Annotated in this window: 23 protein-coding genes, 2 tRNA genes and 1 pseudogene; 9 read left to right on the top strand and 17 right to left on the bottom strand. The window is 70.5% G+C overall.

The window, feature by feature from the left end:
- Together AC5RVZ_RS03605 and AC5RVZ_RS03600 are read right to left on the bottom strand one after the other, a co-directional pair.
- Entirely contained in the window at nt 1-399 is a 399-nt protein-coding gene (locus tag AC5RVZ_RS03605) for a hypothetical protein (RefSeq protein WP_494064397.1), read from the bottom strand.
- Between the two features lie 60 nt (nt 400-459).
- A tRNA-Thr gene (locus AC5RVZ_RS03600) sits at nt 460-532 on the bottom strand.
- A 235-nt stretch (nt 533-767) separates the two neighbouring features.
- On the opposite strand from AC5RVZ_RS03600, the gene AC5RVZ_RS03595 reads away from it, so the two are divergent.
- From AC5RVZ_RS03595 to AC5RVZ_RS03585, 3 genes are all read left to right on the top strand, one after another.
- Nucleotides 768-1,649, top strand: a complete 882-nt coding sequence (locus AC5RVZ_RS03595; protein ID WP_494064396.1) for a MetQ/NlpA family ABC transporter substrate-binding protein — start codon at nt 768-770, stop codon at nt 1,647-1,649.
- 65 nt (nt 1,650-1,714) lie between these two features.
- Entirely contained in the window at nt 1,715-2,752 is a 1,038-nt protein-coding gene (locus AC5RVZ_RS03590; RefSeq protein ID WP_494064395.1) for a methionine ABC transporter ATP-binding protein, read from the top strand.
- Nucleotides 2,745-3,404: a methionine ABC transporter permease gene (locus AC5RVZ_RS03585; protein WP_494064394.1), complete on the top strand. Its 660-nt coding sequence runs from the start codon at nt 2,745-2,747 to the stop codon at nt 3,402-3,404. The genes AC5RVZ_RS03590 and AC5RVZ_RS03585 overlap by 8 nt, the downstream gene beginning before the upstream one ends.
- A 4-nt stretch (nt 3,405-3,408) precedes the next feature.
- Here the strand turns inward: AC5RVZ_RS03585 and AC5RVZ_RS03580 are convergent, their stop codons facing one another.
- The 9 genes from AC5RVZ_RS03580 to AC5RVZ_RS03540 form a co-directional block, all read right to left on the bottom strand.
- Nucleotides 3,409-4,971 carry an alpha/beta hydrolase gene (locus AC5RVZ_RS03580; protein ID WP_494064393.1) on the bottom strand — a complete coding sequence of 521 codons (1,563 nt, stop codon included), beginning with the start codon at nt 4,969-4,971 and terminating at the stop codon, nt 3,409-3,411.
- Nucleotides 4,968-6,131 carry a DNA polymerase III subunit delta' gene (locus tag AC5RVZ_RS03575; RefSeq protein ID WP_494064392.1) on the bottom strand — a complete coding sequence of 388 codons (1,164 nt, stop codon included), beginning with the start codon at nt 6,129-6,131 and terminating at the stop codon, nt 4,968-4,970. Before AC5RVZ_RS03575 ends, AC5RVZ_RS03580 begins: the two co-directional genes overlap by 4 nt.
- A 56-nt stretch (nt 6,132-6,187) precedes the next feature.
- The gene (gene tmk / locus AC5RVZ_RS03570; RefSeq protein WP_494064391.1) at nt 6,188-6,829 is read right to left on the bottom strand and encodes a dTMP kinase; all 642 of its coding nucleotides are present in this window, start codon (nt 6,827-6,829) and stop codon (nt 6,188-6,190) included.
- Nucleotides 6,826-9,546, bottom strand: a complete 2,721-nt coding sequence (topA, locus tag AC5RVZ_RS03565; protein ID WP_494064390.1) for a type I DNA topoisomerase — start codon at nt 9,544-9,546, stop codon at nt 6,826-6,828. Before topA ends, tmk begins: the two co-directional genes overlap by 4 nt.
- 68 nt (nt 9,547-9,614) lie before the next feature.
- Nucleotides 9,615-9,935, bottom strand: coding sequence for a helicase (locus AC5RVZ_RS03560; RefSeq protein WP_494064389.1), 321 nt, complete (start codon nt 9,933-9,935; stop codon nt 9,615-9,617).
- On the bottom strand, nt 9,935-10,270 hold the full coding sequence (locus AC5RVZ_RS03555) for a TadE family type IV pilus minor pilin (RefSeq protein WP_494064388.1): 336 nt from the start codon (nt 10,268-10,270) through the stop codon (nt 9,935-9,937). The genes AC5RVZ_RS03560 and AC5RVZ_RS03555 overlap by 1 nt, the downstream gene beginning before the upstream one ends.
- Nucleotides 10,267-10,506, bottom strand: a complete 240-nt coding sequence (locus AC5RVZ_RS03550; RefSeq protein WP_494064387.1) for a DUF4244 domain-containing protein — start codon at nt 10,504-10,506, stop codon at nt 10,267-10,269. Before AC5RVZ_RS03550 ends, AC5RVZ_RS03555 begins: the two co-directional genes overlap by 4 nt.
- A gap of 42 nt (nt 10,507-10,548) precedes the next feature.
- Nucleotides 10,549-11,478: a type II secretion system F family protein gene (locus AC5RVZ_RS03545; RefSeq protein WP_494064386.1), complete on the bottom strand. Its 930-nt coding sequence runs from the start codon at nt 11,476-11,478 to the stop codon at nt 10,549-10,551.
- Entirely contained in the window at nt 11,463-12,641 is a 1,179-nt protein-coding gene (locus AC5RVZ_RS03540; RefSeq protein WP_494064385.1) for a TadA family conjugal transfer-associated ATPase, read from the bottom strand. The genes AC5RVZ_RS03545 and AC5RVZ_RS03540 overlap by 16 nt, the downstream gene beginning before the upstream one ends.
- A 442-nt stretch (nt 12,642-13,083) precedes the next feature.
- Between AC5RVZ_RS03540 and acs the strand changes: the two genes are divergently transcribed.
- Complete coding sequence (acs, locus tag AC5RVZ_RS03535) at nt 13,084-15,051, top strand: acetate--CoA ligase (RefSeq protein ID WP_494064384.1); 1,968 nt, start codon at nt 13,084-13,086, stop codon at nt 15,049-15,051.
- Between the two features lie 44 nt (nt 15,052-15,095).
- Here acs and AC5RVZ_RS03530 read toward each other — a convergent pair whose 3' ends face one another.
- Both AC5RVZ_RS03530 and sp36 read right to left on the bottom strand, forming a co-directional pair.
- Nucleotides 15,096-15,563, bottom strand: coding sequence for a RidA family protein (locus AC5RVZ_RS03530; RefSeq protein WP_494064383.1), 468 nt, complete (start codon nt 15,561-15,563; stop codon nt 15,096-15,098).
- A complete protein-coding gene (gene sp36 / locus AC5RVZ_RS03525; protein WP_494064382.1) occupies nt 15,560-15,781 on the bottom strand; it encodes a Sp36 family protein in 222 nt (73 codons plus the stop codon). The genes AC5RVZ_RS03530 and sp36 overlap by 4 nt, the downstream gene beginning before the upstream one ends.
- Before the next feature lie 118 nt (nt 15,782-15,899).
- Here sp36 and AC5RVZ_RS03520 point away from each other — a divergent pair, with 118 nt between their 5' ends.
- The 5 genes from AC5RVZ_RS03520 (at nt 15,900) to AC5RVZ_RS03500 (ending at nt 22,417) form a co-directional block, all read left to right on the top strand.
- Nucleotides 15,900-18,611, top strand: coding sequence for a transglycosylase domain-containing protein (locus AC5RVZ_RS03520; RefSeq protein WP_494064381.1), 2,712 nt, complete (start codon nt 15,900-15,902; stop codon nt 18,609-18,611).
- Nucleotides 18,611-19,552 (top strand): metallophosphoesterase, encoded by a 942-nt coding sequence (locus AC5RVZ_RS03515; protein ID WP_494064380.1) that lies wholly within the window; start codon nt 18,611-18,613, stop codon nt 19,550-19,552. The genes AC5RVZ_RS03520 and AC5RVZ_RS03515 overlap by 1 nt, the downstream gene beginning before the upstream one ends.
- A gap of 96 nt (nt 19,553-19,648) precedes the next feature.
- Entirely contained in the window at nt 19,649-21,481 is a 1,833-nt protein-coding gene (locus AC5RVZ_RS03510; protein ID WP_494064379.1) for a hypothetical protein, read from the top strand.
- Nucleotides 21,482-21,498: 17 nt separating this feature from the next.
- A tRNA-Pro gene (locus AC5RVZ_RS03505) sits at nt 21,499-21,572 on the top strand.
- Nucleotides 21,573-21,625: 53 nt separating this feature from the next.
- Nucleotides 21,626-22,417, top strand: coding sequence for an HAD-IIB family hydrolase (locus AC5RVZ_RS03500; RefSeq protein WP_494064378.1), 792 nt, complete (start codon nt 21,626-21,628; stop codon nt 22,415-22,417).
- Nucleotides 22,418-22,705: 288 nt separating this feature from the next.
- Here AC5RVZ_RS03500 and AC5RVZ_RS03495 read toward each other — a convergent pair.
- The 4 genes and pseudogenes from AC5RVZ_RS03495 to AC5RVZ_RS03480 all read right to left on the bottom strand — a co-directional run.
- Nucleotides 22,706-23,947, bottom strand: a pseudogene (locus AC5RVZ_RS03495) (alpha-hydroxy acid oxidase); the annotation flags it as partial.
- A 36-nt stretch (nt 23,948-23,983) separates the two neighbouring features.
- The gene (locus tag AC5RVZ_RS03490) at nt 23,984-24,688 is read right to left on the bottom strand and encodes a FadR/GntR family transcriptional regulator (RefSeq protein ID WP_494064377.1); all 705 of its coding nucleotides are present in this window, start codon (nt 24,686-24,688) and stop codon (nt 23,984-23,986) included.
- Nucleotides 24,689-24,766: 78 nt separating this feature from the next.
- A complete protein-coding gene (gene galE, locus AC5RVZ_RS03485; protein WP_494064376.1) occupies nt 24,767-25,786 on the bottom strand; it encodes a UDP-glucose 4-epimerase GalE in 1,020 nt (339 codons plus the stop codon).
- A 25-nt stretch (nt 25,787-25,811) separates the two neighbouring features.
- On the bottom strand, nt 25,812-26,459 hold the full coding sequence (locus tag AC5RVZ_RS03480) for a thymidine kinase (protein WP_494064375.1): 648 nt from the start codon (nt 26,457-26,459) through the stop codon (nt 25,812-25,814).
- Nucleotides 26,460-26,462 lie beyond the last annotated feature (3 nt).

The following is a 26,462-nucleotide window of genomic DNA, read 5'->3' as shown; positions in this document are numbered from 1 at the left end:
CTAGCCGCGCACGAACAGCAGCACGAGCGAGACGGTCAGCGAGACGACGCCGAGCGCGAGCATCCCGACAGCCAGCAGCGTGACGGCGCGCACGGCGGGCGAGCGACGCGTCAGCCGCATCCGGTCGCGGGATCCGCGTCGGTAGAAGATGTCGGCCATGTCGCGATCGCCGATCGCACGCTCCTGCTCGTGGTTGAGCCAGGCCTCGTTCACGCCGCCCTCGTCGTCGAACCAGCGGACGATCCGGCCGTCCGTCGTCTCCTCCACGACCGCGCGCACAGGCACCCAGGTGCCGTCGAGCAGGTAGATGATCAGGGCGATGCCGGCGAGCAGGGCGCCGACGCTGAACCCGACCCAGGAGAAGATCTCGACGATGGCGTCGATCGCATGATCGGGCACCGATGATCTCCGTCCGTCGGATACGGAAAGCGGCCGCCGTGGCGGCCGCTTCCGGTTCGGAGCCACCTAAGGGAATCGAACCCTTGACCTATTCATTACGAGTGAATCGCTCTGCCGACTGAGCTAAGGTGGCGCGCTTCGCTTGCGCGATGCACGATCAACGATCTTACAGCCTCGTCGCACCGCTCGCGAACCGGAAGCCGCGCGTCCGACGGTCGGGCGACTCGGTGTCCACGTGTTACGGACCGATTCGGCTCGCGCGCGGCGGCGACGTAGGTTCGTACCCGGTCCGCGAGGAAGCGTGCGCGGTCCTGCGGATCGCGCGGCGGTGCAACCGTCCTGCGGACCTCGATCCACAGGAGCAGCACATGTCCAAGAAGTTCGTGTCCGCGGCCGCACTGGCCCTTCCCCTCGCCCTCCTGCTCGGCGGCTGCGCCACCGCGGGCGGCGCGGCGGCCGAGGACGAGGTCGTGCGCATCGGCGTCGTCGGTGCCGGTGACCCCTACTGGGAGACCTACGCCCAGGCGGCTGCCGACGAGGGCATCCAGGTCGAGATCGTCGACTTCAGCGAGTACACGCAGCCCAACCCGGCGCTGTCGGCGGGCGAGCTCGACCTCAACCAGTTCCAGCACGTGATCTACCTCGCCACGTACAACGTCGCCTCCGACGACGACCTGCAGCCGATCGGCGCGACCGCCATCTACCCGCTGGGCCTGTACTCCTCGCAGTACGACTCGGTCGAGGACATCCCCGAGGGCTCCACGGTCGCCGTGCCCAACGACGAGTCCAACCAGGCGCGCGGCCTGCTGGTGCTGCAGTCCGCCGGGCTCATCGAGCTGCAGGACGGCGGCTCCATCTTCTCGACCGTCGCCGACGTGCTCCCCGAGTCCAAGGTGAAGGTCGAGGCGCTGGATGCCGCCTTCACCGCGACGTCGCTCCCCGACGTGGCCGCGGCCATCATCAACAACGACTTCGTCGAGGACGCCGGGCTCAGCTTCGACGACGCCATCGCGACCGACGACCCGTCCGACCCCAACGCGCTGCCGTACATCAACATCTTCGCCGCCAAGGCGGAGGACGCCGACAACCCGACCTACCTGAAGCTCGTCGAGATCTTCCAGGACACCCAGGAGGTGACGGACGGCCTGCAGGAGGCTTCCGGCGGCACCGCCGTGCTGGTGAAGACCCCCGCCGAGGAGCTGGCCGCTTCGCTCTCCGACGTCGAGGAAGACATCCGCGCCAACCAGTGATTCCGTCGCGTGCGCGGCCGGCTCCTCGTGAGCGGGCCGCGCACGCGCGTGCTGCAAGGAGCACCATGACCCTGATCCGCCTGACCGGCGTCACCAAGACCTTCCCGGCCGCCTCGAAGGCGGCCGCGCCCGTCGTCGCCGTCGACGATGTCTCACTCGCCGTCGCCCAGGGCGAGGTGTGCGGCATCATCGGCTACTCGGGGGCCGGGAAGAGCACCGTCCTCCGGCTGGTGAACGCGCTGGAGTCCCCCACCTCGGGAACGGTGGAGATCGACGGCACCGACATCACCCGGCTGAACGAACGAGCTCTGCGCGCACTCCGCGGGGACATCGGCATGATCTTCCAGCAGTTCAACCTGTTCGACTCGCGAACGGTCGCGAAGAACGTCGCCTACCCGCTCGAGGTGGCCCGCCGGCCCCGCGCCGAGATCACGGCGCGCGTCGACGAGCTGCTGCGGTTCGTGGGCCTGGCCGACAAGGCCCGCAGTTTCCCCGAGCAGCTCTCGGGCGGTCAGAAGCAGCGCGTCGGCATCGCGCGCGCGCTCGCGACCAGCCCCCGCATCCTGCTCGCCGATGAGGCGACCAGCGCCCTCGATCCCGACACGACGCAGGAAGTGCTCGCGCTGCTGCGCCGCGTCAACGCCGAGCTGGGCGTGACGATCCTCGTCATCACGCACGAGATGGACGTCATCCGAACGCTCGCCGACCGGGTCATCGTGATGGAGCACGGCCGCATCATCGAGGCCGGTGAGGTCTTCGACGTCCTCTCGGCGCCGCGGCACCCGGCCACCCGGCGCTTCGTCGCGAGCATCATCGACGACGTGCCCGCCGGCGAGCAGCTCCGCGTCCTCCGGGAGCGTCACCCGGGCCGCATCGTCACCTTCACGGTGCGCGACGGCGACGTGACCCAGGCCGACATCTTCGCCGCGCTGTCATCGCACGGCGTCCGGTTCGAGCTGATCCACGGCGGCATCAACGACATCCGCGGTCGGGTCTTCGGTCACCTCACTCTCGCCCTGACGGGTGAGACGGATGCCGTGCAGCGCGCCATCGACGCGGCATCCGCGTTCGCTCCGCTCCTCGAGGAGGACACCCGTGGATAGGCTCATCGACCTGCTTCCGGAGCTGTGGGCCGCGACCGCCGAGACGCTCTACGTCGTCTCGTTCAGCCTCGTCCTGGGCGGGCTCGCGGGCCTCCTGGTCGGATTGGCGCTGTACGCCACCAGGCCGGGCAGCCTCTTTCCCAACCGCGCGCTCTTCGGCGCCATCAACGTGCTGGTGAACTTCTTCCGCCCGATCCCGTTCGTCATCCTGCTCGCCGCCGTGCAGCCGATCGCCCGCAGCTTCGGCATCCCCGGCATCGGCCCGGAATTCGGGATCTTCGCCATCACGATCGCGTCCCTGTTCGCCATCAGCCGCATCGTGGAGCAGAACCTGCTGACCGTGCGCCCCGGCGTCGTCGAGGCGGCCCGTGCTGCGGGCGCCAGCCGCACGCGCATCCTCTTCGGCCTGCTCCCGCGCGAGGCCCTCGGACCGCTGATCCTGGGGTACACCTTCATCGTCGTGGCGCTGGTCGACATGACCGCCATCGCCGGTGCCGTCGCCGCCGGCGGCCTCGGCGAGTTCGCCATCGTCTACGGCTTCAAGCAGTTCAACCCGTGGGTCACGTGGGCGGCCGTGCTGGTCATCATCGTGCTCGTGCAGGCGGTGCAGTTCCTCGGCAATGCGCTCGCGCGACGGGTGCTGCGACGCTGACCGGTCACTCGCAGCGCAGACCGTCCTCCGGCGCGGCGCCGTCGACGAGATACGACTCCACCGCCTGATCGACGCACGCGTTGCCCTTGTTGTAGCCGGTGTGCCCCTCGCCCACCCGGGTCACCAGGACGCCGGATTCGAGCTGCTCGGCCAGCGACACCGACCATTCGTACGGCGTCGCGGGGTCGTTGGTCGTCCCCACCACCACGATCGGGGCGGCTCCCTCTGCGGCGATCGGCTCGCGCACCCCCGACGCCGGGTACGGCCATTCCTCGCACGGATCCGGGCCCGCCCAGTAGGGTGCCACGGTGGGCGCCTTCGCGTCGAGGAGCGCCTGCGCAGCCGCCTCCTCCTCGGGCGAGGAGTCCACCGGGTAGTCCATGCAGTTGTACGCGCGGAACGCCTCGGTGGAGTTGTCCAGGTACTGCCCGCCCTCGCGGTTGTAGTAGAAGTCCGCGAGCAGGAACGCCGCCTCGGGGTCGCCGGCCATCGCATCGGCGAGGGCGGAGCTCAGGAACGTCCAGCTGTCCGGTGAGTACAGCGCGGCGATGATCGCGGTCATCAGCGCGTCGGCGCCCAGCATCCGGCCGTCGGAGTTGGGGATCGGGGTGCGGTCGACCGTCGCCAGCAGCGTCCCGAGATCCGCCATGGCGTCATCCACGGTGCCCCGGAAAGGGCACTGGTCGTCCTCGAGGCAGTCGGCCATGTACGCCCGCAGCGCGGACTCGAACCCGACGCCCTGCGTCGTGCCGACGTCGAGCCCCGACACGGACGGGTCGATGGCCCCGTCGAGCACGAGTCGTCCGACGCGTTCGGGGAACAGCTTCGCGTAGGTCGCGCCCAGGAAGGTGCCGTACGAGTAGCCGAGGTAGTACAGCTCACGGTCGCCGAGGACGGCGCGCAGCAGGTCCATGTCGCGCGCGGCGTTCTCGGTCGTGATGTACGGCAGGATGCCGTCGCTGTTGGCCTCGCACGCTTCGGCGAAGCTCCGATGACCTTCCAGCAGCTCCGCCGCCCAGGCATCCGTTCCGCGCTGCGCCTGCGGGATGTCGAAGAGGTATGCGTCCATCTCGGCCGCATCGAAGCAGCGCACCGCGGTGGACCCGCCGACGCCGCGGGGGTCGAAGCCGATCACGTCGAAGCGGTCGCGCACCGCGTCTCCGACGGCGAACGACAGCGAGTCGCGGATGAGGGCCACGCCGCTGGCTCCCGGTCCGCCGGGATTGGTCAGGAGCGAACCGACCGGATCGGCGCTCTCGGCGCGGCTGCGGATGACCGACAGCTCGATCTCCCCCGCCGCCGGGTCGGACCAGTCCAGCGGCGCGGTCACCATCGTGCAGTCGAAGCCGTCGCAGTCCTCCCACGCGAGGGTCTGCTCGTAGAACGGTGCGAGCTCGGCGGGGACGCCGGCGCTGTCAGGGGTCCTGCTGGCCGACGGTCGCGCCGTCCCCTCCGGGATCAGTGCGTACAGGCAGCCGGTGAGTGCGACGGATGCTGCGGCAAGCCCCGCCACGAAGGCGGCAGCTCTCGCCCGCCGCGAGGCTCGGCGGGGACGGGACTCGTTCACAGGATCCTTCCGCTCGCGACGGTCACGAGCATGCTTTCGAGGGCCAGGGTGGGAGCGGCGTTGAGCTCCAGGTTCTCACGCGTCTCGCCGATCCGGTCGACCACCGTCAGGGTGCGCTCGGGCGTCCACGCGGCGGCGAGCGCGCGCAGCTCGTCCTCCAGCTCGACGTTGATGAGCGAGCCGTCGCGGCCGAACTGCAGCATGAGCACGTCGCGGAACAGGGACTCGAGGTCGGTGAGCACGCGGTCGATGCCGTCGCGGAGGCTGCGGGTCGCGCGGCGCTTCTGCTCGTCCTCGAGCGCCGACAGCTGCGACCGCACCGCGGGCGGGATGGCGCCGCCCTCGGCGATGCCGAGCGTGCGCAGCAGCGTGGCGCGCTCCGACTCGTCGCGCTCCGCGGTGAGCGCCTTGGCGTCCTCGGTCGCCGCGGCCACGATCGTCCCGGCGACCTCGACGACGTCGCCCACGCCGCGCACACCGAGCACCGCGCGCAGCGTGGCGTCGCGGCGGGCGCGGGCCGACGCATCCGTCGCCAGCCGCTGCGCCATGCCGATGTGCCGCTGTGCATGACGTGCGGACTGCTCGGCCACAGCCTGGTCCACGCCGGTGCGCTGCGTGATCAGTCGCGCGACGTCCGCGACGTCGGGTTCGCGCAGGCGCAGCGTGCGGACCCGCGAGCGGATGGTCGGCAGCAGATCGGCGTCGCTGGGCGCGCACAGCACCCAGACGGTCCGCTCGGGCGGCTCCTCGAGCGCCTTGAGCAGCACGTTCGACGTGCGCTCGGCCATGCGGTCGGCGTCCTCCATCACGATGACCCGGTACCGGCCGAGCGAGGGCGAGAAGTAGGAGCGCTCGACGAGGGCCCGCGCGTCCTTGATCGAGATGATGACCCCCTCGGTGCGCAGCGCCGTGAGATCGGGGTGCGTCCCGGCCAGGACCTGTCGCATCGCCGCCTCATCTCCCGGCTCCGCGATGAGCGCGGCGGCGAAGGCGTACGCGAGCGTGGACCGGCCTGATCCAGGCGGGCCGGTGATGAGCCACGCGTGCGTCATCGACGCCGGATCGGATGCCGCCTCCCGCAGGGTCGCGACCGCCTCGTCCTGCCCCCACACGTTCCCCCAAGGCGCATCGACGACCGTGGTGTCGCGGGCGGGTTCCATGCCGAACAGCCTATCCGCGGCTGCCGACCCCGGACGGGCGGCGGGCGCGCGCGAGGTCAGCCGAGGAGCGTCTTCACACGCTCGCGCACGAGCGCGGCGAGGACGTCGGGCGCCGAAGAGGCGTCGAGGACGAGGAAGCGGTCCGGTTCGGCGGCGGCCAGGACGAGGAACTCGTCGCGTACGCGCGCGTGGAACGACTCCTTCTCGGCCTCGAGCCGATCGAACGGCTTGTCGTCGGCGTCCAGTCGCGCGCGGGCGGCGGCCGGGTCCAGATCCAGCAGAACCGTGAGATCGGGAAGCAGTCCCGCTGTGGCCCACAGCGACAGCTGTCGCACCTCGTCGCGCCCGAGCACCCGTCCCGCTCCCTGGTACGCCACCGACGAGTCGAGGTAGCGGTCCTGGATCACGATGTCGCCGCGGTCGAGCGCGGGACGCACCACCGTCTCGATGTGGTGCGCCCGGTCGGCGGCGTACAGCAGCGCCTCGGCACGCGGCGACACTTCGCCGCGGTGATGCAGGACGATGTCGCGGATCAGCACGCCGACCTCGGTGCCGCCGGGCTCGCGCGTGCGCACCACCGTGCGACCGGCATCCGTGAGCCAGCGCTCCAGCAGCGTCGCCTGCGTCGTCTTGCCGACGCCGTCGCCGCCTTCGAACGTGACGAACAGTCCCGGCCGTCGGTCGGTGGCTGCCGTCACTTCTTCGCCGGGGTCTTGCGCGCCGTGCGCTTGGCGGGACGCTTCGCCGGCCCCTTCGCACGCTTGTCGGCGAGCAGCTGCACGGCGCGCTCGAAAGTGACCTCCATCGCGTCCTCACCGCGAGGGATGGTGGCGTTGGTCTCGCCGTCGGTGACGTACGGACCGAACCGGCCGTCCTTCAGCTTGATCGGCTTGCCGCTGGTGGGGTCGGCCTCGAACTCCTTCAGAGCCGAGCTCGCGGCGCGGGCGCCGTACTTCGGCTGGGCGTAGACGGCGAGCGCCTCCTCGAGGGTGATGTCGAAGATCTGCTGCTCGCTCTGCAGCGTCCGCGAGTCGGTGCCCTTCTTCAAGTACGGCCCGTACCGGCCGTTCTGCGCGGTGATCACCTCGCCCGTCGCGGGATCGGTTCCGACCGTCCGAGGCAGGTCGAGCAGCTTCAGCGCGGTCTCCAGGTCGATCGTGTCGACCGACATCGATTTGAACAGCGACGCCGTACGGGGCTTGGGTGCCGCCGGAGCCTTCTTCGCGCCGCGCTTCTTCGGCGCCGATTCCTCCGGTTCCTGAGCCGGCCGCACTTCCCCGGTGGCTTCGTCGACCTCCTCCGCTGCGGGCGGGTCGGTCTCCTGCACGTAGGGGCCGAAGCGTCCGTCCTTGACCACGACGAGCTTCCCGTTGGCCGGGTTCTCCCCCAGCACGCGGTCGCCCGCGACCGGCGCGTCGATGAGCTCCTGCGCCTTCTGCGGCGTCAGCTCGTCGGGGGCGAGGTCCTCGGGGATGTTGACGCGGCGGGGCTCGGCATCCGGGTTGTCCTTGTCGGGAACCTCGAGGTACGGGCCGTACTTGCCGAACCGCAGCGTCGCCACGTCGCCGATGGGCGTGGAGTTGAGCGCCCGCGCGTCGATCTCACCGAGGTTGTCGACGATGTTGCGCAGTCCCACGTGCTGGTCGGAGCCGAAGTAGAACTCCTTCAGCCACTCCTCGCGCTTCTGCTCGCCTCGCGCGATCGCGTCCAGGTCGTCCTCGAGGGCGGCGGTGAAGTCGTAGTCCACGAGGTCCGGGAAGTGCTGCTCGAGCAGACGGACGACGCTGAAGGCCAGCCAGCTCGGGATCAGCGCCTGTCCGCGCTTGGTCACGTATCCGCGGTTGAGGATCACGTCGATGATGCTCGCGAAGGTCGACGGGCGGCCGATCCCCTTCTCCTCGAGCGCCTTGACGAGGCTCGCCTCGGTGTAGCGCGGCTTGGGGCTGGTCGCGTGCCCCTTGGGCTCGACCTCGCGCAGGCGCAGGACGTCGCCCACGGCGAGGGCGGGCAGCGCCTGGTCATCGGTCCTGTCGGCGTCGCCGCGCTTCTCGTCCCTGCCCTCTTCGTAGGCCTCGAGGAAGCCCTTGAAGGTGTAGACCGTTCCGGATGCCGTGAACTCGGCGCGGCGCCCGCCCGCGGTGACCTCGAGCGTCACCGTCGTGGTCTCGTACTTGGCGTCGGCCATCTGGCTCGCCATGGTGCGCTTCCAGATGAGGTCGTACAGCCGCATCTCGTCGCGGTCGAGCTCACCGGAGACCTCGGCGGGCGTCCGGAAGCGCTCTCCCGACGGGCGGATCGCCTCGTGGGCCTCCTGCGCGTTCTTGCTGTTGCTGCGGTACGTGCGCGGGTTCAGCGGCACAGCCTTCTCGCCGTACATCGCGACCGCCTGCTCGCGCGCGGCCTGGACGGCCTGCGTGCTCAGGGCGGTCGAGTCGGTGCGCATGTAGGTGATGAAGCCCTTCTCGTAGAGACGCTGGGCGACGCTCATGGCGTGCTTGGCGCTCATCGAGAGCTTGCGGCCTGCCTCCTGCTGCAGGGTCGAGGTGGTGAAGGGCGGCTTGGGGCTGCGCGTGCCGGGCTTGGACTCGACGCCTGACACGGATGCCTGGGCGGCCGCCTCGATGGCGGTCGCCAGTTCTCGTGCCTGCGTCTCGTCGAGGACGAGCACGGCCTTCTTCAGCTCACCGCGGTCGTCGAAGTCGGTGCCGCGGGCGAGGGCTGCGCCGTCCACGCGGGCGAGGCGGGTGGTGAACGAGTCGTCGATGCCGCCCGGACGGTTCGGCGCGGCGGTGGCTTCGATGTCCCAATAGGACGCCGAGACGAACGCCATGCGCTCGCGCTCCCGGTCGACCACCAGGCGGGTGGCGGCGGACTGCACGCGACCGGCGGAGGTGCCCTGCTGCACCTTGAACCACAGCACGGGGCTGACGTCCCAGCCGTAGAGGCGGTCGAGGATCCGCCGGGTCTCCTGCGCGTCGACCAGGGCGAGGTCGAGCTCGCGCGTGTTGTCGACCGCCGCGCGGATGGCGTCCTTCGTGATCTCGTGGAACACCATGCGTCGCACAGGGACCTTCGGCTTGAGCGCCTCCAGCAGGTGCCACGCGATCGCCTCGCCCTCGCGATCCTCATCGGTGGCGAGCAGGAGCTCGTCCGCCCCGCGCAGTGCGCGCTTCAGCTCGGCCACGGTCTTCTTGCCGCGCTCGCTCTCGACGTAATAAGGGTCGAAGCCGTGCTCGATGTCGATGGAGTACTTGCCGTAAGCCTCCTTCTTGTCGGCCGGGATGTCCTTCTTGTCCGCGAGGTCGCGGATGTGCCCGACCGAGCTGAGCACCTCGTAGCCTTCGCCGAGGTAGCCCTGAATCGACCTCATCTTCGTCGGGGACTCGACGATGACGAGCTTCTTGCCTGATGCCAAAGGGGGCGTCCTTTCTTCGACGCACACCATACACTCCACGTTGCGGTGTGGTCGCTGTGAGCCGTCGGTCACTCGGGTGGTGGACCTGCCCGCGCTGACGCGGTCACCGGCAGCGGGCCGAACGAGGTCGAAACCGTCACGGTCGCGATCAGGTCCGTCACTTCGCACAACTCCAGGCGGGCCTGGAACGTTCCCGCGAGTTCCGCCGCGCGCCCGCACGGCACCCCCAGCGCGGCTCCTGACGCGGTGTCGGCTGCCGCGAGCGCCGCCGCGTCGGCCGCTGCCGCCAATCGCTGCCCCGTGACGGCCGCCGCACCGCCCGCGGCGAGCGCCATCACGAGGGCGGCCGCTCCTCCTACGACCCCGGCGATGGAGACAGCACCGGCCATCACAGTCCGCCTGCAAGAGCGCACGCGTCCGCCGTGATGCGCAGGTTCAGCAGGACCGTGGCGGACGCGGTGACGCACACGAGGTCGCCGCGCTCCTGGATCGAGGCCGCGGCGCCGGGCAGCGCGGACGAGACGGCCGCGTGGACGCGCGCGGCCGACTCGCCGCGCGCGCTCAGGCGTGCGGCGTCGGCCGCGGCATCCTGCAGTCGCACCTGGCGCGAGCCGGCGGCGAGAGCCCCCGCACCGAGCGCGAGAACGAGGACGACGGCGGGGAGCGCGACCGCGAACTCGGCCACGACCGAGCCGCGGTCGTCGCCCGCCCGCCGCGTGCTCATGCCACCGTCAGGGCACGGCGGACGAGGTCGGTCAGGATGCCGCGCACCTCGTCCGACCGCATGATGACCACGAGCAGCCCGGCGAAGGCGACCGCCGCCATCGTGGCGATCGCGTACTCGGCCGTCGCGGCCCCCGCGTCATCCGCGTCGTCCGCGTCGCGCGGCAGGAAGAGCCGCTCGGCGCGACGCCGCGTGAGCATCGGGAGCGCCCGTGCAGGGGCGGCGGGTAGGGACATTTGTTTCCTCCTTCGATCGGTGTGGTGGGCACGTTCGGCGGGTCACAGAGACAGCGGCATCCCCTTCACCACGCTCAGCAGCATGGGCGCGACCCCGAGGAGCAGGAAGGCGGGAAGCGTGCACACCCCGAGTGGGATGAGAAGTCGAGACGACAGCCGCGCGGCGCGCAGTCGTCCGTCGATGCGCGCACGATGACGGGCATGCGCGGCGGTGGCTCGCAGCAGCTCGACCGCCGGGATGCCGGCCGCCTGGGAGAGCGTCAGCACATCCGCCACGCCGTCGCCGGGGGGCGCCGCGGGGCGCTCGCCACCCGAGGGCGGGTCACTCGCACCCGAGGCGGCGCGTGCCTCGCGGACGAGAGCGGTGGCGCGGTCGATCGACACGCCGCCGCTCAGCGCGATCGCGACGAGCTCGGCGTCGAGGCCCGGCACCCCGGCGGCGGCGTGCGCTCGTCGAACGAGTCGCGTGCTCCACCTCTGCGCGGCGACGATCAGACCGGCACCGCCGACCAGGCACGCGATGCCGACCGGGTGGGTGAACACCACGCCGAAGGTGTCGAAGCCCAGCGCAGCGCCGAGCCCCATCCCCACCAGCGGCAGCCAGCCCATCAGCCGCGCGGTCGCGGCCGGTTCGGCCAGGGCGACCCGCACGTCGTCGGCAGCCTCCTGCGCGTCCCGCAGGGAGACCGCCAGCCCTCGCAGGCTCTCGGCGAGCGGCGCTCCGACCGTGATCGCGACCCGCCACGCCGCGGCGACGTCGCGCCATCCGCGACCCGCCGCGGCGACCGCATCCTTCATCGGCACGCCGTCGTCCATGGCCTGCATGATCCGGATCGCGGACGGGTCGCCGGCGTCGGCCAGCTGACGCCACGCGCGCGCCGGGGACAGGCCCGCCTGCAGGAGCACGGCGAGCCGAAGGACCGTTTCGGCGGCGGCATGCGGTTCCTCGGCCGCCGTCACTCTGCGTGCCATCGCACCTGCTCCATCGTGAGCCTGCCGTCCTCGCCCACGACCGGACGCCCGACCTCCGCGAGGCGCCGCCTCCCGTCAGCCGATCGCTCGACGTGCAGCACCAGGTCGATGGCGCTGGCGGCCTGCCGCGCGAGCGCGACCGGTTCGAGCGCGGCCAGAGCGCCGAGCGCCTCGAGTCTTGCGGGTACGTCTCGCAGACTGTTGGCGTGCAGTGTTCCGGCTCCGCCGTCGTGACCGGTGTTGAGTGCGGACAGCAGCTCGCGCACCTCCTCGCCGCGGCACTCGCCGACCACCAGCCGATCGGGTCGCATGCGCAGCGCTTCACGGACCAGGCGCGCGAGCCCGATGCCGCCGGCGCCCTCGAGGTTCGGCTGGCGCGCCTCCAGTCGCACATGGTGAGGGTGCGCGATCCGCAGCTCGGCGACATCCTCGATGGTGACGATGCGCTCCGAGGCCGGCGCTTCGCTCAGCAGTGCGCCGAGCAGTGTGGTCTTGCCCGCGCCGGCCGCGCCGGTGACCAGGAGATTGGCGCGGCGCGCGATCGCCGCATCGAGCTCCCTCCGCTGTGAGGCATCCACCATGCCGGTGGCCTGCAGCTCGTCCAGCCGCGGGTCGATCAGGCGCGGCACGCGGATCGAGATCGCCGTCCCCTCGGCGGCGATCGGCGGAAGCGCGGCATGCACGCGGATGCCGCCGTCCAGGCGCACGTCGATGCACGGCGTCGCGTCGTCGATGTGACGCCCGCCGACGCCGATGAGCGCGACGGCGAGCTCGCGGACCTCCTCCTCCGTCGCCTGCCACGCCGGCACCGGCACCGGTCCGTCGCCGCGGTCCACGAACAGACCCGTGGCGCCGTTGACGAACACGTCCGTCACGTCCGGGTCGTCGAGGAAGGTCGTGAGCGGGGCGAGGATCGGGTGACGCGCCGCCAGGGACCGGCTTCGTGCGGCACGGTCGACGTGCGGCGGCCGGGCGGAGGCATCCGGCGTTCGTGCCGCTCGGACGGCCGGAGACGGCACCCATCCGAGCGCCGTGCGCACGGGCACGGATGCGGGGTCGCCGCAAGCAGCGGGAACGGCCGGGTCGGCGCCCCGGGCCCTCGCGTCGGAAAGACGCACGGTAGGAGCGTCCTCCCGCGGCCGGACGACGAATGCTGCGGACATGCTTCGACGCTAGGAACACCCCGCGGCACTGGAGCTCGCGGGGGCCGGACTCGTGGATGCGTGCGGTCGAGCCGCGCCTGTGGAGGAGGAGCGCTCGGTGGCTGTTCGAGCGCCCCGAGGGAAATTGAAGGCGGCATCCCATGGGGGGAATGGGATGCCGCCGTATGCGGTGCCCGAATTCGGGGGGTTGACGCCGGGCCCGCGATGCCAGAATCGATGTTCGGCCGGGGGCCAGCATATGCGAGGAGCTGTACCTCACGGAACGTGAACATCCAAAAAGGAGAGGATTCTCACGTCAGGGCCGTGCCAGCCGGTCGCGCCCGCCGCACCTACTATCGGGGGTGGTGACCCGTTCCGGCGGCGGATACATTTCCTGCAGACTCGCCGAGGTCCCGGCTTCGGCGCCCCGCATCCGTTTCCAGCCCGCAAAGGAGCGCGCTCCATGAGCAGCCAGATCGACCACCTCCTGACCGAGACGCGCCGGTTCGCCCCGCCGCCGGAGTTCGCTGCCGCCGCGGTCGCCACCGCCGACCTCTACGAGCAGGCCGCCGCCGATCGCGAGGGGTTCTGGACCGACCAGGCACGGGCGCTGCACTGGCACACGCCGTTCACGCAGGTGCTCGACTGGTCGAATCCGCCGTTCGCGCGATGGTTCGCCGACGGAGAGCTCAACGTCGCCTACAACTGCCTCGACCGCCACGTGGAGGCAGGCCGAGGCGACCGCGTCGCTCTGCTCTGGGAGGGCGAGCCGGGCGACGAGCGCCGGGTGACCTACGCCGAGCTCACCACCGAGGTGAAGCGACTGGCGAACGTGCTCGAGGGGCTTGGCATCGGCGAGGGCGACCGCGTCGCGATCTACATGCCGATGATCCCCGAAGCGGTCGCCGCGATGCTGGCCGTGGTGCGCATCGGCGCGATCCACTCGGTGGTGTTCGGCGGGTTCTCCGCCGACAGCCTTCGCTCTCGGATCGACGACGCCGGGGCCAAGCTCGTCATCACCGCGGACGGCGGCTACCGCAAGGGCAAGGTGTCGCCGCTGAAGCCCGCCGTCGATATGGCGCTGGCCGACCGCAACGGCTCGGGCGTGCAGGAGACGGTCGAGCACGTGCTCGTGGTCAAGCGCGGCGAGAACGACGTCGACTGGGCCGAGGGCCGCGACATCTGGTGGCACGACGTCGTGCCGCAGGCTCCTGCGGAACATGAGGCCAAGCCCTTCCCGGCCGAGAACCCGCTGTTCATCCTCTATACGTCCGGCACGACCGGGAAGCCGAAGGGCATCCTGCACACCTCGGGCGGCTATCTCACGCAGACGGCCTTCACGAACAAGGTCGTCCATGACATCCATCCCGAGACCGATGTGTACTGGTGCACCGCGGACATCGGCTGGGTCACCGGCCACAGCTACGTGACATACGGGCCGCTCGCCAACGGCGCCACCCAGGTGCTGTACGAGGGCACGCCCGACACCCCGCATCCGGGCCGGTGGTGGGAGATCGTGCAGAAGTACGGCGTCACCGTCCTCTACACCGCACCGACCGCGATCCGCTCCTTCATGAAGATCGGCCGCTCGGTCCCCAAGCAGTTCGACCTGTCGTCGCTGCGTCTGCTCGGGTCGGTGGGCGAGCCCATCAACCCGGAGGCCTGGATGTGGTACCGCAAGGTGATCGGAGGCAAGACCGCGCCGATCGTGGACACGTGGTGGCAGACCGAGACCGGCGCCATCATGATCTCGGCGCTGCCCGGGGTCACCGAGACAAAGCCGGGCTCGGCACAGGTCCCGCTCCCGGGCATCTCCATCGACGTCGTCGACGAGGACGGCGCGCACGTCGGCAACGGCAACGGCGGACTCCTGGTGATCACCGAGCCCTGGCCGTCCATGCTGCGCGGCATCTGGGGCGACCCCGAGCGATTCGTCGAGACGTACTGGGAGAAGTTCCGGAAGCAGGGGTACTACTTCGCCGGGGACGGGGCGCGGCTCGACGACGACGGCGACGTGTGGCTGCTGGGCCGCGTCGACGACGTCATGAACGTCTCCGGGCACCGGCTCTCGACGACCGAGATCGAGTCGGCGCTCGTCGCGAACGAAGCCGTCGCCGAGGCGGCCGTCGTGGGCGCGTCGGACGAGACCACGGGCCAGGCCGTCGTGGCGTTCGTCATCATCAAGCAGTCCTACCTCGACGAGCACTCCCCCGAGGGCCTGGCGGACACGCTGCGCCAGTGGGTGGGCCAGCAGATCGGCCCCATCGCACGGCCGCGCGATGTCTACATCGTCGGCGAGCTGCCCAAGACCCGCTCGGGCAAGATCATGCGGCGCCTGCTTCGCGACGTCGCCGAGGGCCGCGAAGTCGGCGACACGACGACGCTCGCCGACACAGCGGTCATGAGCGTGATCTCGGCGCAGCTGAAGTAGCGGACAGCCGCGGCCGTCGAGCGAGCGAAGCGCGTCGGAACGCGTCAGGCGTAGGAGAAGACGACCTCGACCTCGACGGGGGCATCCAGCGGCAGCACCGGCACTCCCACGGCCGAGCGGGCGTGGCGGCCGGCCTCGCCGAAGATCTCGCCGAGCAGCTCACTGGCGCCGTTGATGACGCCCGGCTGCCCGGTGAACTCCGGAACGGATGCCACGAACCCGGTGAGCTTGAGGACGCCGGTGAGCCGGTCCACGCCGCCGACAGCGTCGGCTGCCGCGGCGATCGCGTTCAGAGCGCTCTGGCGCGCGTACGCGGCGGCGTCCGCCGGCGGAACCAGTCCCGCGCCGTCGCCCACCTTGCCGGTCGCCGGCAGCTCGCCCGCGATCATCGGCAGCTGCCCGGCGGTGTACACCAGGTCGCCATGCGCCTTGGCCGGCATGTATGCGGCCACCGGCGGCACCACGCCGGGCAGTTCGATGCCCAGCTCTTCCAGTCGCGCGCTGACGCTCATGCCGAGGGCTCCTCGAACTGCTTCGCGGCCTGCGCGGCGGCATCCAGTCCCGCGTTGGACTGGCCACCGCCCATCGGGCGCTTGAAGTAGGCGACCAGACCGCCCTCGGGACCCGGGACGACCTGCACCAGCTCCCAGCCCTGCTTGCCCCAGTTGTTGAGGATCGCGGCGGTGTTGTGGATCAGAAGGGGCGTGGTGAGATACTCCCACGTCGTCATTCGCGACTCCTCGGGTCAGCGGGGCGGGTGGCCGAGACGGCCCGGTCGATGCTGGGAAACACCTTTCGGGCGCACGTCTCTGAGGGAATCGCCCAGGTATCTCCCCTACGATCACCCTATGCCTGATAAGAATCGGACGGCTAGCGGTGTGCTCGGCGGTCTCGCCGGCCTCGTGGGCCTCAGCGCGGTCGCGGGTGTCCTCATCGCCGCCACGGTGACTCCCGCCGTCGCACTGTCGGGTGCGGCAGCCTCCAGCGCGATCACGCTGTTCGACCGGCTGCCGAGCGTGCTCGACATCGAGAAGCTGATGCTGCCGACGACGTTCTGGGTCAAGAACCCCGACACCGGCCAGGACGAGGTGCTGACGCAGTTCTACGACCAGAACCGGTCGCCGGTGGAGTGGGACCAGATCACTCCCGTGATGTATGACGCGATCCTCTCCAGTGAGGACCCGCGCTACTACCAGCATGGCGGCGTTGACCTCATCGGCACCACCCGCGCGGTGCTGTCGAACATCCGCGGCGGCGGCGAGACCCAGGGTGGCTCGTCGATCAGCCAGCAGTACGTCAAGAACATCCTCATCCAGGACTGCGAGCGCGACGCCGAGGCCCACGAGGAGGAGAACGAGAAGGGCGAGGTCGTCCAGGTCACCCGCGACCAGGCGCTGCTGAACTGCTGGACCGAGGCGACGACCGCCGTCGGCACCGAAGGCATCCAGCGCAAGCTGCAGGAGATGCGGTACGCGATCGCGCTCGAGCAGAAGTACTCCAAGAACGACATCCTGCTCGGCTACCTCAACATCGCCAACTTCGGCGGCACCACGTACGGCATCGACGCGGCGGCGCGCTACTACTTCGGTGTCTCGGCGGCCGAGCTCAGCCTGTCGCAGGCGGCGACGCTCGCCGGCATCGTGCAGAACCCCAACACCTACCGCATCGACCGCCCGGGCGGGTCCATCTTCGGCAGCGACGGCGCCACGTTCAACAAGGCGCCCGACGGCTCGATCGACGATGTCAAGGCCGGGCAGCTGGCCGCCCTGGACAGCATGCTCGAGCAGGGCAAGATCACGCAGGAGCAGTACCTCGCGGCCGCCGACGGCTACTCGGCGACCAAGGGCCGGCAGCTGTACGTGCTCAGCCGGATGCTCGATGACGGCAAGATCACCCAGGAGCAGTACGAGGCGGCCGTGATCGAGCCGATCACCCCGAACATCACCGCGCCCAAGACCGGCTGCGGAAACGCCAGCGGCGCCGAGTACTTCTGCCAGTACGCCCGCATGGTCGTCGAGCGCGATCCTGCCTTCGGCGAGACGACGGAGGAGCGTGTCAGGAACCTCCGTCAGGGCGGCCTGAACATCTACCTGACCCTCGACTGGCGCGTGCAGAACCCCGCGCGCGACACGGTCGCGGAGTGGGCGCCGAGCTCCCTGCCCGACATGGCGTTCGGTGCGGCGGCGACCAGCATCGAGGCGACGACGGGCCGTGTGCTCTCGATCGCGCAGAACACGCAATTCCGAGACGGCGACAACGGCGGCGACCCGAACTTCTCCAGCATCGTCTACGCCGGCGACCGCGACTTCGGCGGGTCGATCGGCTTCCCGGCCGGCTCGACCTTCAAGCTGTTCACTCTCATCGACTGGCTCGAGCAGGGCAAGTCGCTCAATCAGTCGATCAACGGCACGGTGCGACCGCCCAAGCGCATGACCAACAGCTGTGAGGGCGACTGGGTGAACATGGAGAACTGGAAGCCGAACAACTTCGGCCAGGGCGGCGGCTACTACGGCACGCCTATGCGCTTCACGCGCGACTCGCTGAACTCCGGATTCGTCGCGATGGCGACCCAGCTCGACCTGTGCGACATCACGAAGGTCGTGAAGAAGCTGGGTGTCACCCGGGGCGATGGCGCCGATATCAACATGATCAACGCCAACCAGGTCATCGGCTCCGACAACGTCTCGCCTCTGGCGATGGCAGGCGCCTACGCGACCGTCGCCAACAACGGCATCTACTGCCAGCCCACGGTGATCGACAAGGTCACGGATTCCGACGGGAACGAGCTGCCCAAGCCCGAGCGCACCTGCTCGCAGGTCCTCGATCCCGCGGTGGCTGCCACGGCGGCGTCCGCACTCCAGGGCGTCATGAACGGCGGCACCGGTAACCGCGCCAACCCGCGTGACGGTGTGCCCGTGCTTGGCAAGACGGGCACGCACGAACTGTGGCAGACATGGATGATCGAGTCGAGCACGAAGGTCGCCACCGCCGTGTGGGTCGGAAACTCGATCGGCGAAGTCGACGTCTCCCGGAAGTGGAGCGGCCGCGACACCGTGAACAATCTGCGCTATCCGATCGCGCGGCAGATCCAAGCCGCCGCGAACGCCGTCTACGGGGGCGATCGCTTCCCGAACGCCGATTCCAACCTGACTCGCCAGATCCTCGAGGATCTCCCCGATGTCGTCGGTCTGTCGGTGGACGAAGCGCGTGGGAAGCTCGAGCAGCTCGGTTTCGGGGTCGTTGTCGGAGAGCCGGTGGATTCGGATCGCCCCGAAGGTGTCGTCGCGGCGCAGAACCCCGGGGCGGGCCGTGTCGCGGGCGGGATCACCGTGACCATCAATCCGAGCAACGGGCAGGCGATCGCGGTACCGGATGTGACGGGACAGCCGGAGAAGGCGGCGGAAGCGGCGCTGCGGGGGGCCGGGTTCGGGAACGTCACGACGACGTGTCAGGAAGCGGCGGACGGGAACAACCGAGCGATCGGCACCAACCCGCCGGCCGGAAGCGTCGTCAATCGCAACGCCGCGATCTCGGTGGTCGTGACGAAGACCGACTGCTAGTGCCGCGCGCAGCATCCCGCGGTGCCCGTGCCGCCCTCACCTCGCTCGGCGCGGTGGGGGTGGCCGGCGCCGCTGCGGCGGTGTGGGGCATCGGGATCGAACGGTATCTCTTCACGGTCCGCTTCCATGAACTCGCGATCCTCCCGCCCGGGTCGGACCCCCTCCGCGTGCTGCACCTGTCGGACGCGCACATGGCGCCGTGGCAGCGGCGCAAACAGCAGTGGATTGCCGCGCTCGCGGAGCTCGAGCCCGACCTGGTCGTGAACACGGGCGACAATCTCGGCCATGCCCGCGGACTGAGCGGCCTGCGGGCGGCGTACGACCCGCTGCGCGGCATCCCGGGCTTCTTCGTCCACGGGTCCAACGACCACGTGGCGCCGTCGCCGAGGAATCCGCTGAAGTACTTCACCGGACCGTCGAAGATCAAGACCACCGCTGAGCCGCTGGACACCGACGCCCTCGATGACTACCTGTCCGAGGAGCTCGGCTGGGTCGACCTCAACAACAGGGCCGGTTCGGTCGCCGCGAGCGGCCTGCGCATCGACGCCTTCGGCGTCAGCGACGCCCACCGCGATTGGGATCGGCTCGAGGTGATTCCGGACGCCGTCGGCGACCTGCGCGCAGCCGGACCGGCGGCGCTGACGATCGGCGTCACGCACGCGCCGTATCGGCGGGTGCTCGACGCCTTCACCGATCTGGGCGCGGACGTGCTGCTGGCCGGGCATACCCACGGCGGCCAGGTGCGGGTGCCGGGCTTCGGCGCACTCGTGGCGAACTGCGACATCCCGCTGCGGCAGTCGCGCGGTCTCAGCACCTGGACGAACCACGACCGCACCGTGCCGCTCAACGTCAGCGCCGGACTCGGGCATTCCATCTACGCCCCGGTGCGCTTCGCCTGCCGGCCCGAGGCGTCGCTGATCACGCTGTCCGCGCGCGACTGAGCACCCGCTCCTCCACAGCTCCGGCTTCACACCGGTTCTGCGCAGATCCGTCGACACGCGACCGGCCGAATCCGGCGCGATCGCAGGATCGACGGTGTGCCGAACCGTCATGTGAACCCGCATCCTCCTCGCTTCCGTCTCCTCGCGCTCGCGAGCGCCATCCTGGCGGTCCTCGCCCCCGTGGTCGTCGGACTCCTCGGTGCCGCACCGGCGAACGCTGCATCGCAGGGCGCGGGCTTCGGCACGTGGGCGCCGGTGTCCGCGTACGGGTGGCACGGCTCGATGCTCGTCAACGGCGTCCACACGTACTGCATCACTCCCGGCGCGCCGGCACCGACGGGCGCGAGCGTCGATCAGGGCGTGAGCGGATCGGCCGCCGGTCTGAACCCGTCGCAGCTGACGGCCATCAACATGCTGGTCAGCACGTACGGGCAGACCGACGACGCGGTGCAGGCCGCCGCGGTCGGCTGGGCGGTCAAGGCGATCGCCGACTGGGATGAGACGCTCCACGCTTTCGGGTACCGTGGCGACTCGCTCGCCGGCGCGATCGACTGGACCTTCTCGCGCCTGGCTCCTGATCACAATGTCGCCGTCCAGCAGCGCGCGGTCGCCTACTACGGCGAGGCCACCCGTCTCGCTGCGGGAGCCGCCTCGGCCAGCGGCACCGTCGCGTTCACGTGGGATGACGCGGACCCTCTGGCCGGCACGGTGCAGGTCGACGCGACGATCGCCGCGACCGGGTCGTTGCGACTTACGAACGCCGTCTTCGAAGACACCGGTCAGGTGTTCCGCGGCGACGCCGCCGCCGGCACCCGCTACGCCATCCGGATGTCGCCGCCGGCGGCGGGAAGGCCGTACGAGGTCGCCGCCTCGGGGCGCTTCTCGGCGGGCTTCACGGCTGCCGTCCGCCACTTCGTGACCGCGGGCGGGCAGGACACGGCGGGACCGGCCGGCAAGCTGGAGTTCGAGGTCGCCGGCGGCCAGCAGCGCGTCCCGCCGTTCTCGCCCGCCATCACGACCCAGGTCGGCTCGCGCTACGCTCCCGGTGGCCCTTTCGTCGATGACGTGTCCTTCGCCACCACGGCCGGGGAATGGCCGCGCGGAGAGGACGGCAGCTACCTTCCGGTGTCGGCCCGCGCCGCGGTGTACCGCACCGAGACCGAGCCGGTTCCCACCTCATCGCCGCCGCCGGAGGAGGCGGTCGCCGGCGAGCTCGCGCTGGTGACCGACCCTGCGACGGGACCGGAAGGCCCGTACACCGTGCGCTCGGAGTGGACGATGGCGGAACCGGGCTTCTACACCGCGGTGTGGACCATCCGCGGCGAGGACCAGTCCGAGGTCGTGCGCCGGCACCTCGGCGACGACTTCGTGTGGACCGAGCAGTTCGGTGAGCGCAGTCAGGTCACCATGGTGCCGAGCATCGCCACCCAGGCGCAGCCAGCGGCCGTCGTCGGAGAACCGATCAGCGACACGATCCGCGTCTCGGCTCCGATTCCGGCTGACGGGCTCCGCGTGGCCGGAGCGGTGTACCGTGCGGCGGAGGGCGTACCGCCCGAGGCGAGCTGCGTCACCGAGAACCTGGTGTGGGAGAGCGCGTGGATCGACGTCGCGACGCCGGGCGATTACGTCGTGACAGCTCCCGCGATCGAACTCGCCGGCACGTACTACTGGCAGGAGCGCGCGGTCGACCGCACGGGCGAGACCGTTCACGTCGGCGTCTGCGGCATACCGAACGAGACGACGACGGTGTCGGCGCCCGATGTGCCGGGAGCACCCGGTCAGGCGGACGAGCCGCCGCTCGCCGCCACCGGCGTGTCCGAGACCTGGGTGCGTGCCGCGTCCGGCTCGGCGATCGCCCTGCTGACCGCGGGAGCGGCGCTCGTGGCCCTCCCCCGCCGACGGTTCGGCGCAGCGGTCAACATCAGGTAGACTCGGGGGGTTGCTTCCGGGGTGTGGCGCAGCTTGGTAGCGCGCTTCGTTCGGGACGAAGAGGCCGCAGGTTCAAATCCTGTCACCCCGACAACGGAGAGGCTCCGCCGCGAGGCGGAGCCTCTCGCATGGAAGGACGCGCACGTGACTGACAGCACTCCCCCTCGCCTCGTCGCCTTCGATCTCGACGACACGCTGGCTCCGTCCAAGAGCCCGATCGACCCTCGCATGGGCGACCTCCTCGTGGCTCTCGCCGAGCGCGTCGACGTCGCGATCATCTCCGGCGGACAGCTCGCACAGTTCACCAGCCAGGTCGTGGACCGACTTCCTGCGGCCTCGGCCGGGATCCTCGCGCACATGCACCTGCTTCCCACCTGCGGCACGCAGTACTACCGCCTGTCCGGCGACGGCGTCGTCACCGTGTACAAGCGCTCCCTGACGGACGACCAGAAGGCCCGTGCCCTCGCCGCCGTCGAGCAGGAGGCGCGCCGCCTCGGCCTGTGGGAGCCCCGGACGTGGGGCGACATCCTCGAGGACCGCGGCTCGCAGATCACCTTCTCGGCCCTCGGTCAGCAGGCGCCCGTCGAGGCGAAGATGGCCTGGGATCCCACCGGCGAGAAGAAGAACCGGCTGCGCGCCGCCGTGGCCGAACTGCTGCCCGACCTCGAGGTCCGCTCCGGAGGCTCCACGTCGGTCGACATCACCGAACGGGGCATCGACAAGGCCTACGGCATGCGACAGCTGGCCGAGCAGAGCGGCATCCCGCTCGACGACATGCTCTTCGTCGGCGACCGCCTCGACCCGGACGGCAACGACTACCCCGTTCTGGCGATGGGCGTCGCCTGCCAGGCGGTCGACGGCTGGGAGGACACCGCCGCGTTCCTCGAGCGGTTCATCCCCGCTCTTCCGGCTCGCCAGGAAACCGCCGCCCGCTGACGCGCGCGGCGCAGGGCGGCATCCGGGCGACCCTCGCCGCCCGGATGCGCACACCTCGCGTGATCAGCTCCCGGCAGCCGCCGAGGAGCGTCCCGCCGAGCTCGTGCCTGCCTCAGCCGTCTTCGCCGCGGCGCTCTTCGTCGCACCGGATGCCTTCGCCGCGGCCCCGGTCCGCGCCGCCGTGGAGCTCTTCTTCGCAGGTGCCTTCGCACCGGCCCCGCGCGACGGGGACGACGCCGACGAATCGGACACCGCGCGTACGCGCGGAGCGCCCCCGCCGATGGCCTCGGCCGGCGCGCCGGCGAGCGGCATGAGCCGGGTCAGCTGCGTGACGTGCCTGGGCTCGAGCTCCGCGACGCTCGACACGCCGAGCAGCTGCATCGTCCGTTCGATCTCGCTGCGCAGGATCGCGATCGCGCGGTCCACGCCCTCGCGTCCGCCCGCCATGAGCCCGTACAGGTACGCGCGTCCGATGAGCGTGAACTTCGCGCCCATCGCGATCGAGGCGACGATGTCTGCGCCGTTCATGATTCCGGTGTCGATCATGACGGTGGCATCCTTGCCGACCTCGCGCACGACCTGCGGCAGCAGGTGGAACGGCACGGGCGCGCGGTCCAGCTGACGTCCGCCGTGGTTGGACAGGATGATCCCGTCGACGCCGGCGTCGATGAGCCGCACCGAGTCCTCGAGGTTCTGCACGCCCTTCACCACGATCTTGCCCGGCCACAGCTCGCGGATGACGGTCAGGTCGTCGAAGCTGATCGTCGGGTCCATCGCGGCGTTGAGCAGCTCCCCGACCGTACCGCCCGTCGTGGACAGCGACGCGAACTCGAGCTTGGGGGTGGTGAGGAAGTCGAACCACCACCAGGGGCGCGGGATCGCGTTGATGATCGTGCCGACCGTCAGCTGCGGCGGGATCGAGAAGCCGTTCCGCTTGTCGCGCAGTCGCGCGCCGGCCACCGGGGTGTCGACGGTGAACTGCAGGGTGTCGAAGCCGGCCTCGGCGGCGCGGCGGACGAGCCCGTACGAGATCTCGCGGTCGCGCATGACGTACAGCTGGAACCAGTTTCGCCCGTTCGGGTTCGCCCTCTTGACGTCTTCGATCGACGTCGTGCCGAGCGTCGACAGGGTGAACGGGATGCCCGCGGCGCCGGCGGCGGCGGCCCCCGCGCTCTCGCCCTCGGTCTGCATCAGCCGAGTGAACCCGGTCGGCGCGATGCCGAACGGCAGCGCGCTCGGCCCGCCGAGGATTTCGGTCGACATGTCGACGCTCTCGGCCGGGCGGAGGATGCTGGGGTGGAACTCGACATCCTCGAACGCCTGCCGTGCTCGTGCGAGCGAGAGCTCGCCCTCCGCGGCACCGTCGGTGTAGTCGAACGCGGCCTTCGGCGTGCGGCGCTTGGCGATGCGCCGCAGGTCGTAGATGGTGAGCGCGGCGTCGAGGCGACGCTTCTTCGCGTTGAGCTCGGGCTTCTTGAACTGCATGAGCTCGAGCAGCTCGGTCGGCTTGGGCAGCTGACGCTTGACCATGGATGTCCTTCGTCTCGGGATGGAGTGGATGCCGGCTCAGGCGCGCGCGAGGCCCGCGTGCGCGTAGTAGCCGGTGATGTGGTCGCGCACGAGCGTCCGGGCGCGCTCGGGCTCCCCCGCCTCGACAGCGGCGAGGATGTCGCGGTGCTCGCCGCGCAGGCGCTCGGCGGTGGCATCCCAGTCCTGGATCCGCGCCGCGCCGGCCTGCACGTACGACTCGATCGCCATGCGCAGGCCCGCCATCATGGCGGTGATCACGACGTTGCCGGATGCCTCGGCGAGGGCCAGGTGCAGCTGAGCGTCCAGCGCCAGGAACTCCGCAGCGGTGAGGTCGTCGGCGTCCATGGCTTCGAGCACCGCTCGAGCCCCATCGGTGCGGCGGTCGGGATCCGACGCCAGGGCCTGGGCGACGGCGGACTCCAGCACGAGACGCGTCGCCACGACGTCGTCGAGGGGGAACCCTTGTGCGGCGACCTGCAGTCGCAGCAGCGCCGACATCCCACCCTGCGGTGTCGCGATGATGATCGCTCCGGACGTCGGACCCGACCCGGTGCCGGTGCGGATCAGACCCATCACCTCGAGCACGCGCAACGCCTCGCGGACGCTCGAGCGCCCGACGCCGAGCGTCGCTGCGAGCTCCCTCTCGGGCGGCAGTCGGTCGCCGGGCTGCAGGGTGCCGTCGAGGAGATCCGTCTCGATCTTCTCGAGCACCACGCGCCAGGCTCGGGAAACGCTTGCCACGAATCTCCTCATCGTTGTGGTCAGACCACGATACACCTGTGGTCCGACCACAGCAAGCGCGTCCGCGCGGGAGTCCGTTCAGGCGGTCGCGTACCCCGTGGGGTTGTTCGACTGCCAGTTCCACGAGTCGCGACACGCGTCGTCGATCGTGCGGGTCGCGCGCCAGCCGAGCTCCCGCTGCGCCTTCGACGGGTCGCAGTAGGACGCGGCGATGTCGCCGGCACGGCGGGGCAGGATCTCCCGCGGGATCTCCTTGCCGGCCGCGCGCTCGAAGGCCGCGATGAGCTCCAGCACGCTGACCGGTGTGCCGGTGCCCAGGTTGTAGACCTCGTACCCCTCTCGGGCGTGCTCGAGCGCGGCGACGTGCCCGGCGGCGAGATCGACGACGTGGATGTAGTCACGCTGCCCCGTGCCGTCCGGCGTGTCGTAGTCGTCCCCGAACACGCCGACGCGCTCGAGGGCGCCGACGGCCACGCGCGCGACGTACGGCATGAGGTTGTTGGGGACGCCGGTGGGGTCCTCCCCGATGAGGCCGCTGTCGTGAGCGCCCACCGGGTTGAAGTAGCGCAGGCTCACCGCGCGCAGATGCGGGTCGGCCGCGGCGGCGTCCTTGAGGATCTCCTCGATCATGCGCTTGGTCTTGCCGTACGGGTTCGCCAGGTCGATCCCGGTGGGCGACTCCTCCGACAGCGGGAGGGACTCGGGCTCGCCGTACACCGTGGCCGAGCTCGAGAAGACGATCGTCCGGATGCCCTCGGCCGCCATCACCTTCAGGACCGCGATCGAGGAGCCGATGTTCACGTCGTAGTACCGGAGCGGCTCGGCCACGGACTCCCCCACCGCCTTGAGCCCGGCGAGGTGGATCACGGCGTCCACCGGCGCGTGCTCGCGCACGAAAGCCGTGAGCGCGTCCGCGTCGCGCGCGTCGGCGCTCAGCAGCGGGATGGTCGCGCCGGTGATGCGCTCCACGCGCGCGACCGCCTCGGCCGAGGAGTTCGACAGGTCGTCGACGACCAGCACGTCGTGCCCGGCCTCGACGAGGGCGACGGCCGTGTGCGCGCCGATGTAGCCGGCTCCGCCGGTGAGAAGTACTCGCATGGTCTCAAGCCTAGAGGGCTGACAGTCAGCGCAACCGACCACCCGACTCGCGCAGGTAGTCCTCGGCGCACAGCGACTCGTACGTGACGCGGTCGGCGCTCAGCTCGTCGATCGCCACCTGGTCGCCCTCGAAGACGAAGCGTCCGCCGACCAGGCGCGCGTTGAAGATGGCCTTGCGCCCGCAGCGGCAGATCGTCTTCAGCTCCTCCAGGCTGTGGGCGAGCTCCATCAGGCGTGCCGAGCCGGGGAAGGCCTGCGTCTGGAAGTCGGTGCGGATGCCGTATGCGAGCACCGGCACGCGGTCGAGCACGACGATGCGCAGCAGGTCGTCGACGTGCTCCGGCGTCAGGAACTGCGCCTCGTCGATGAGCAGGCACGCGACGTCCACCTCGTGCTCGTCAGATTCCGGGACCAGGGCGGCCGCGGCGTTGCGCCTCAGCCGTTCACGGTGCGTGTGGAACAGCGTCCGCAGATCGTCGTCGGGGTCGATGAGGAAGTCGACGGTGCGCTTGACGCCCAGCCGGCTGTCGATCTGGTCCGCGCCCTTGGTGTCGATGGTCGGCTTGGCCAGCAGCACGTGCTGCCCGCGCTCCTCGTAGTTGTAGGCGGCCTGCAGAAGCGACGTCGACTTGCCGGAGTTCATCGCTCCGTACCGGAAGTAGAGCTTGGCCACCCC

This window comes from Arthrobacter sp. Cza30, from assembly GCF_059090765.1.
Note: the sequence above shows the minus strand (reverse complement) of the source record. Positions and strands in the feature narration are given on the sequence as shown.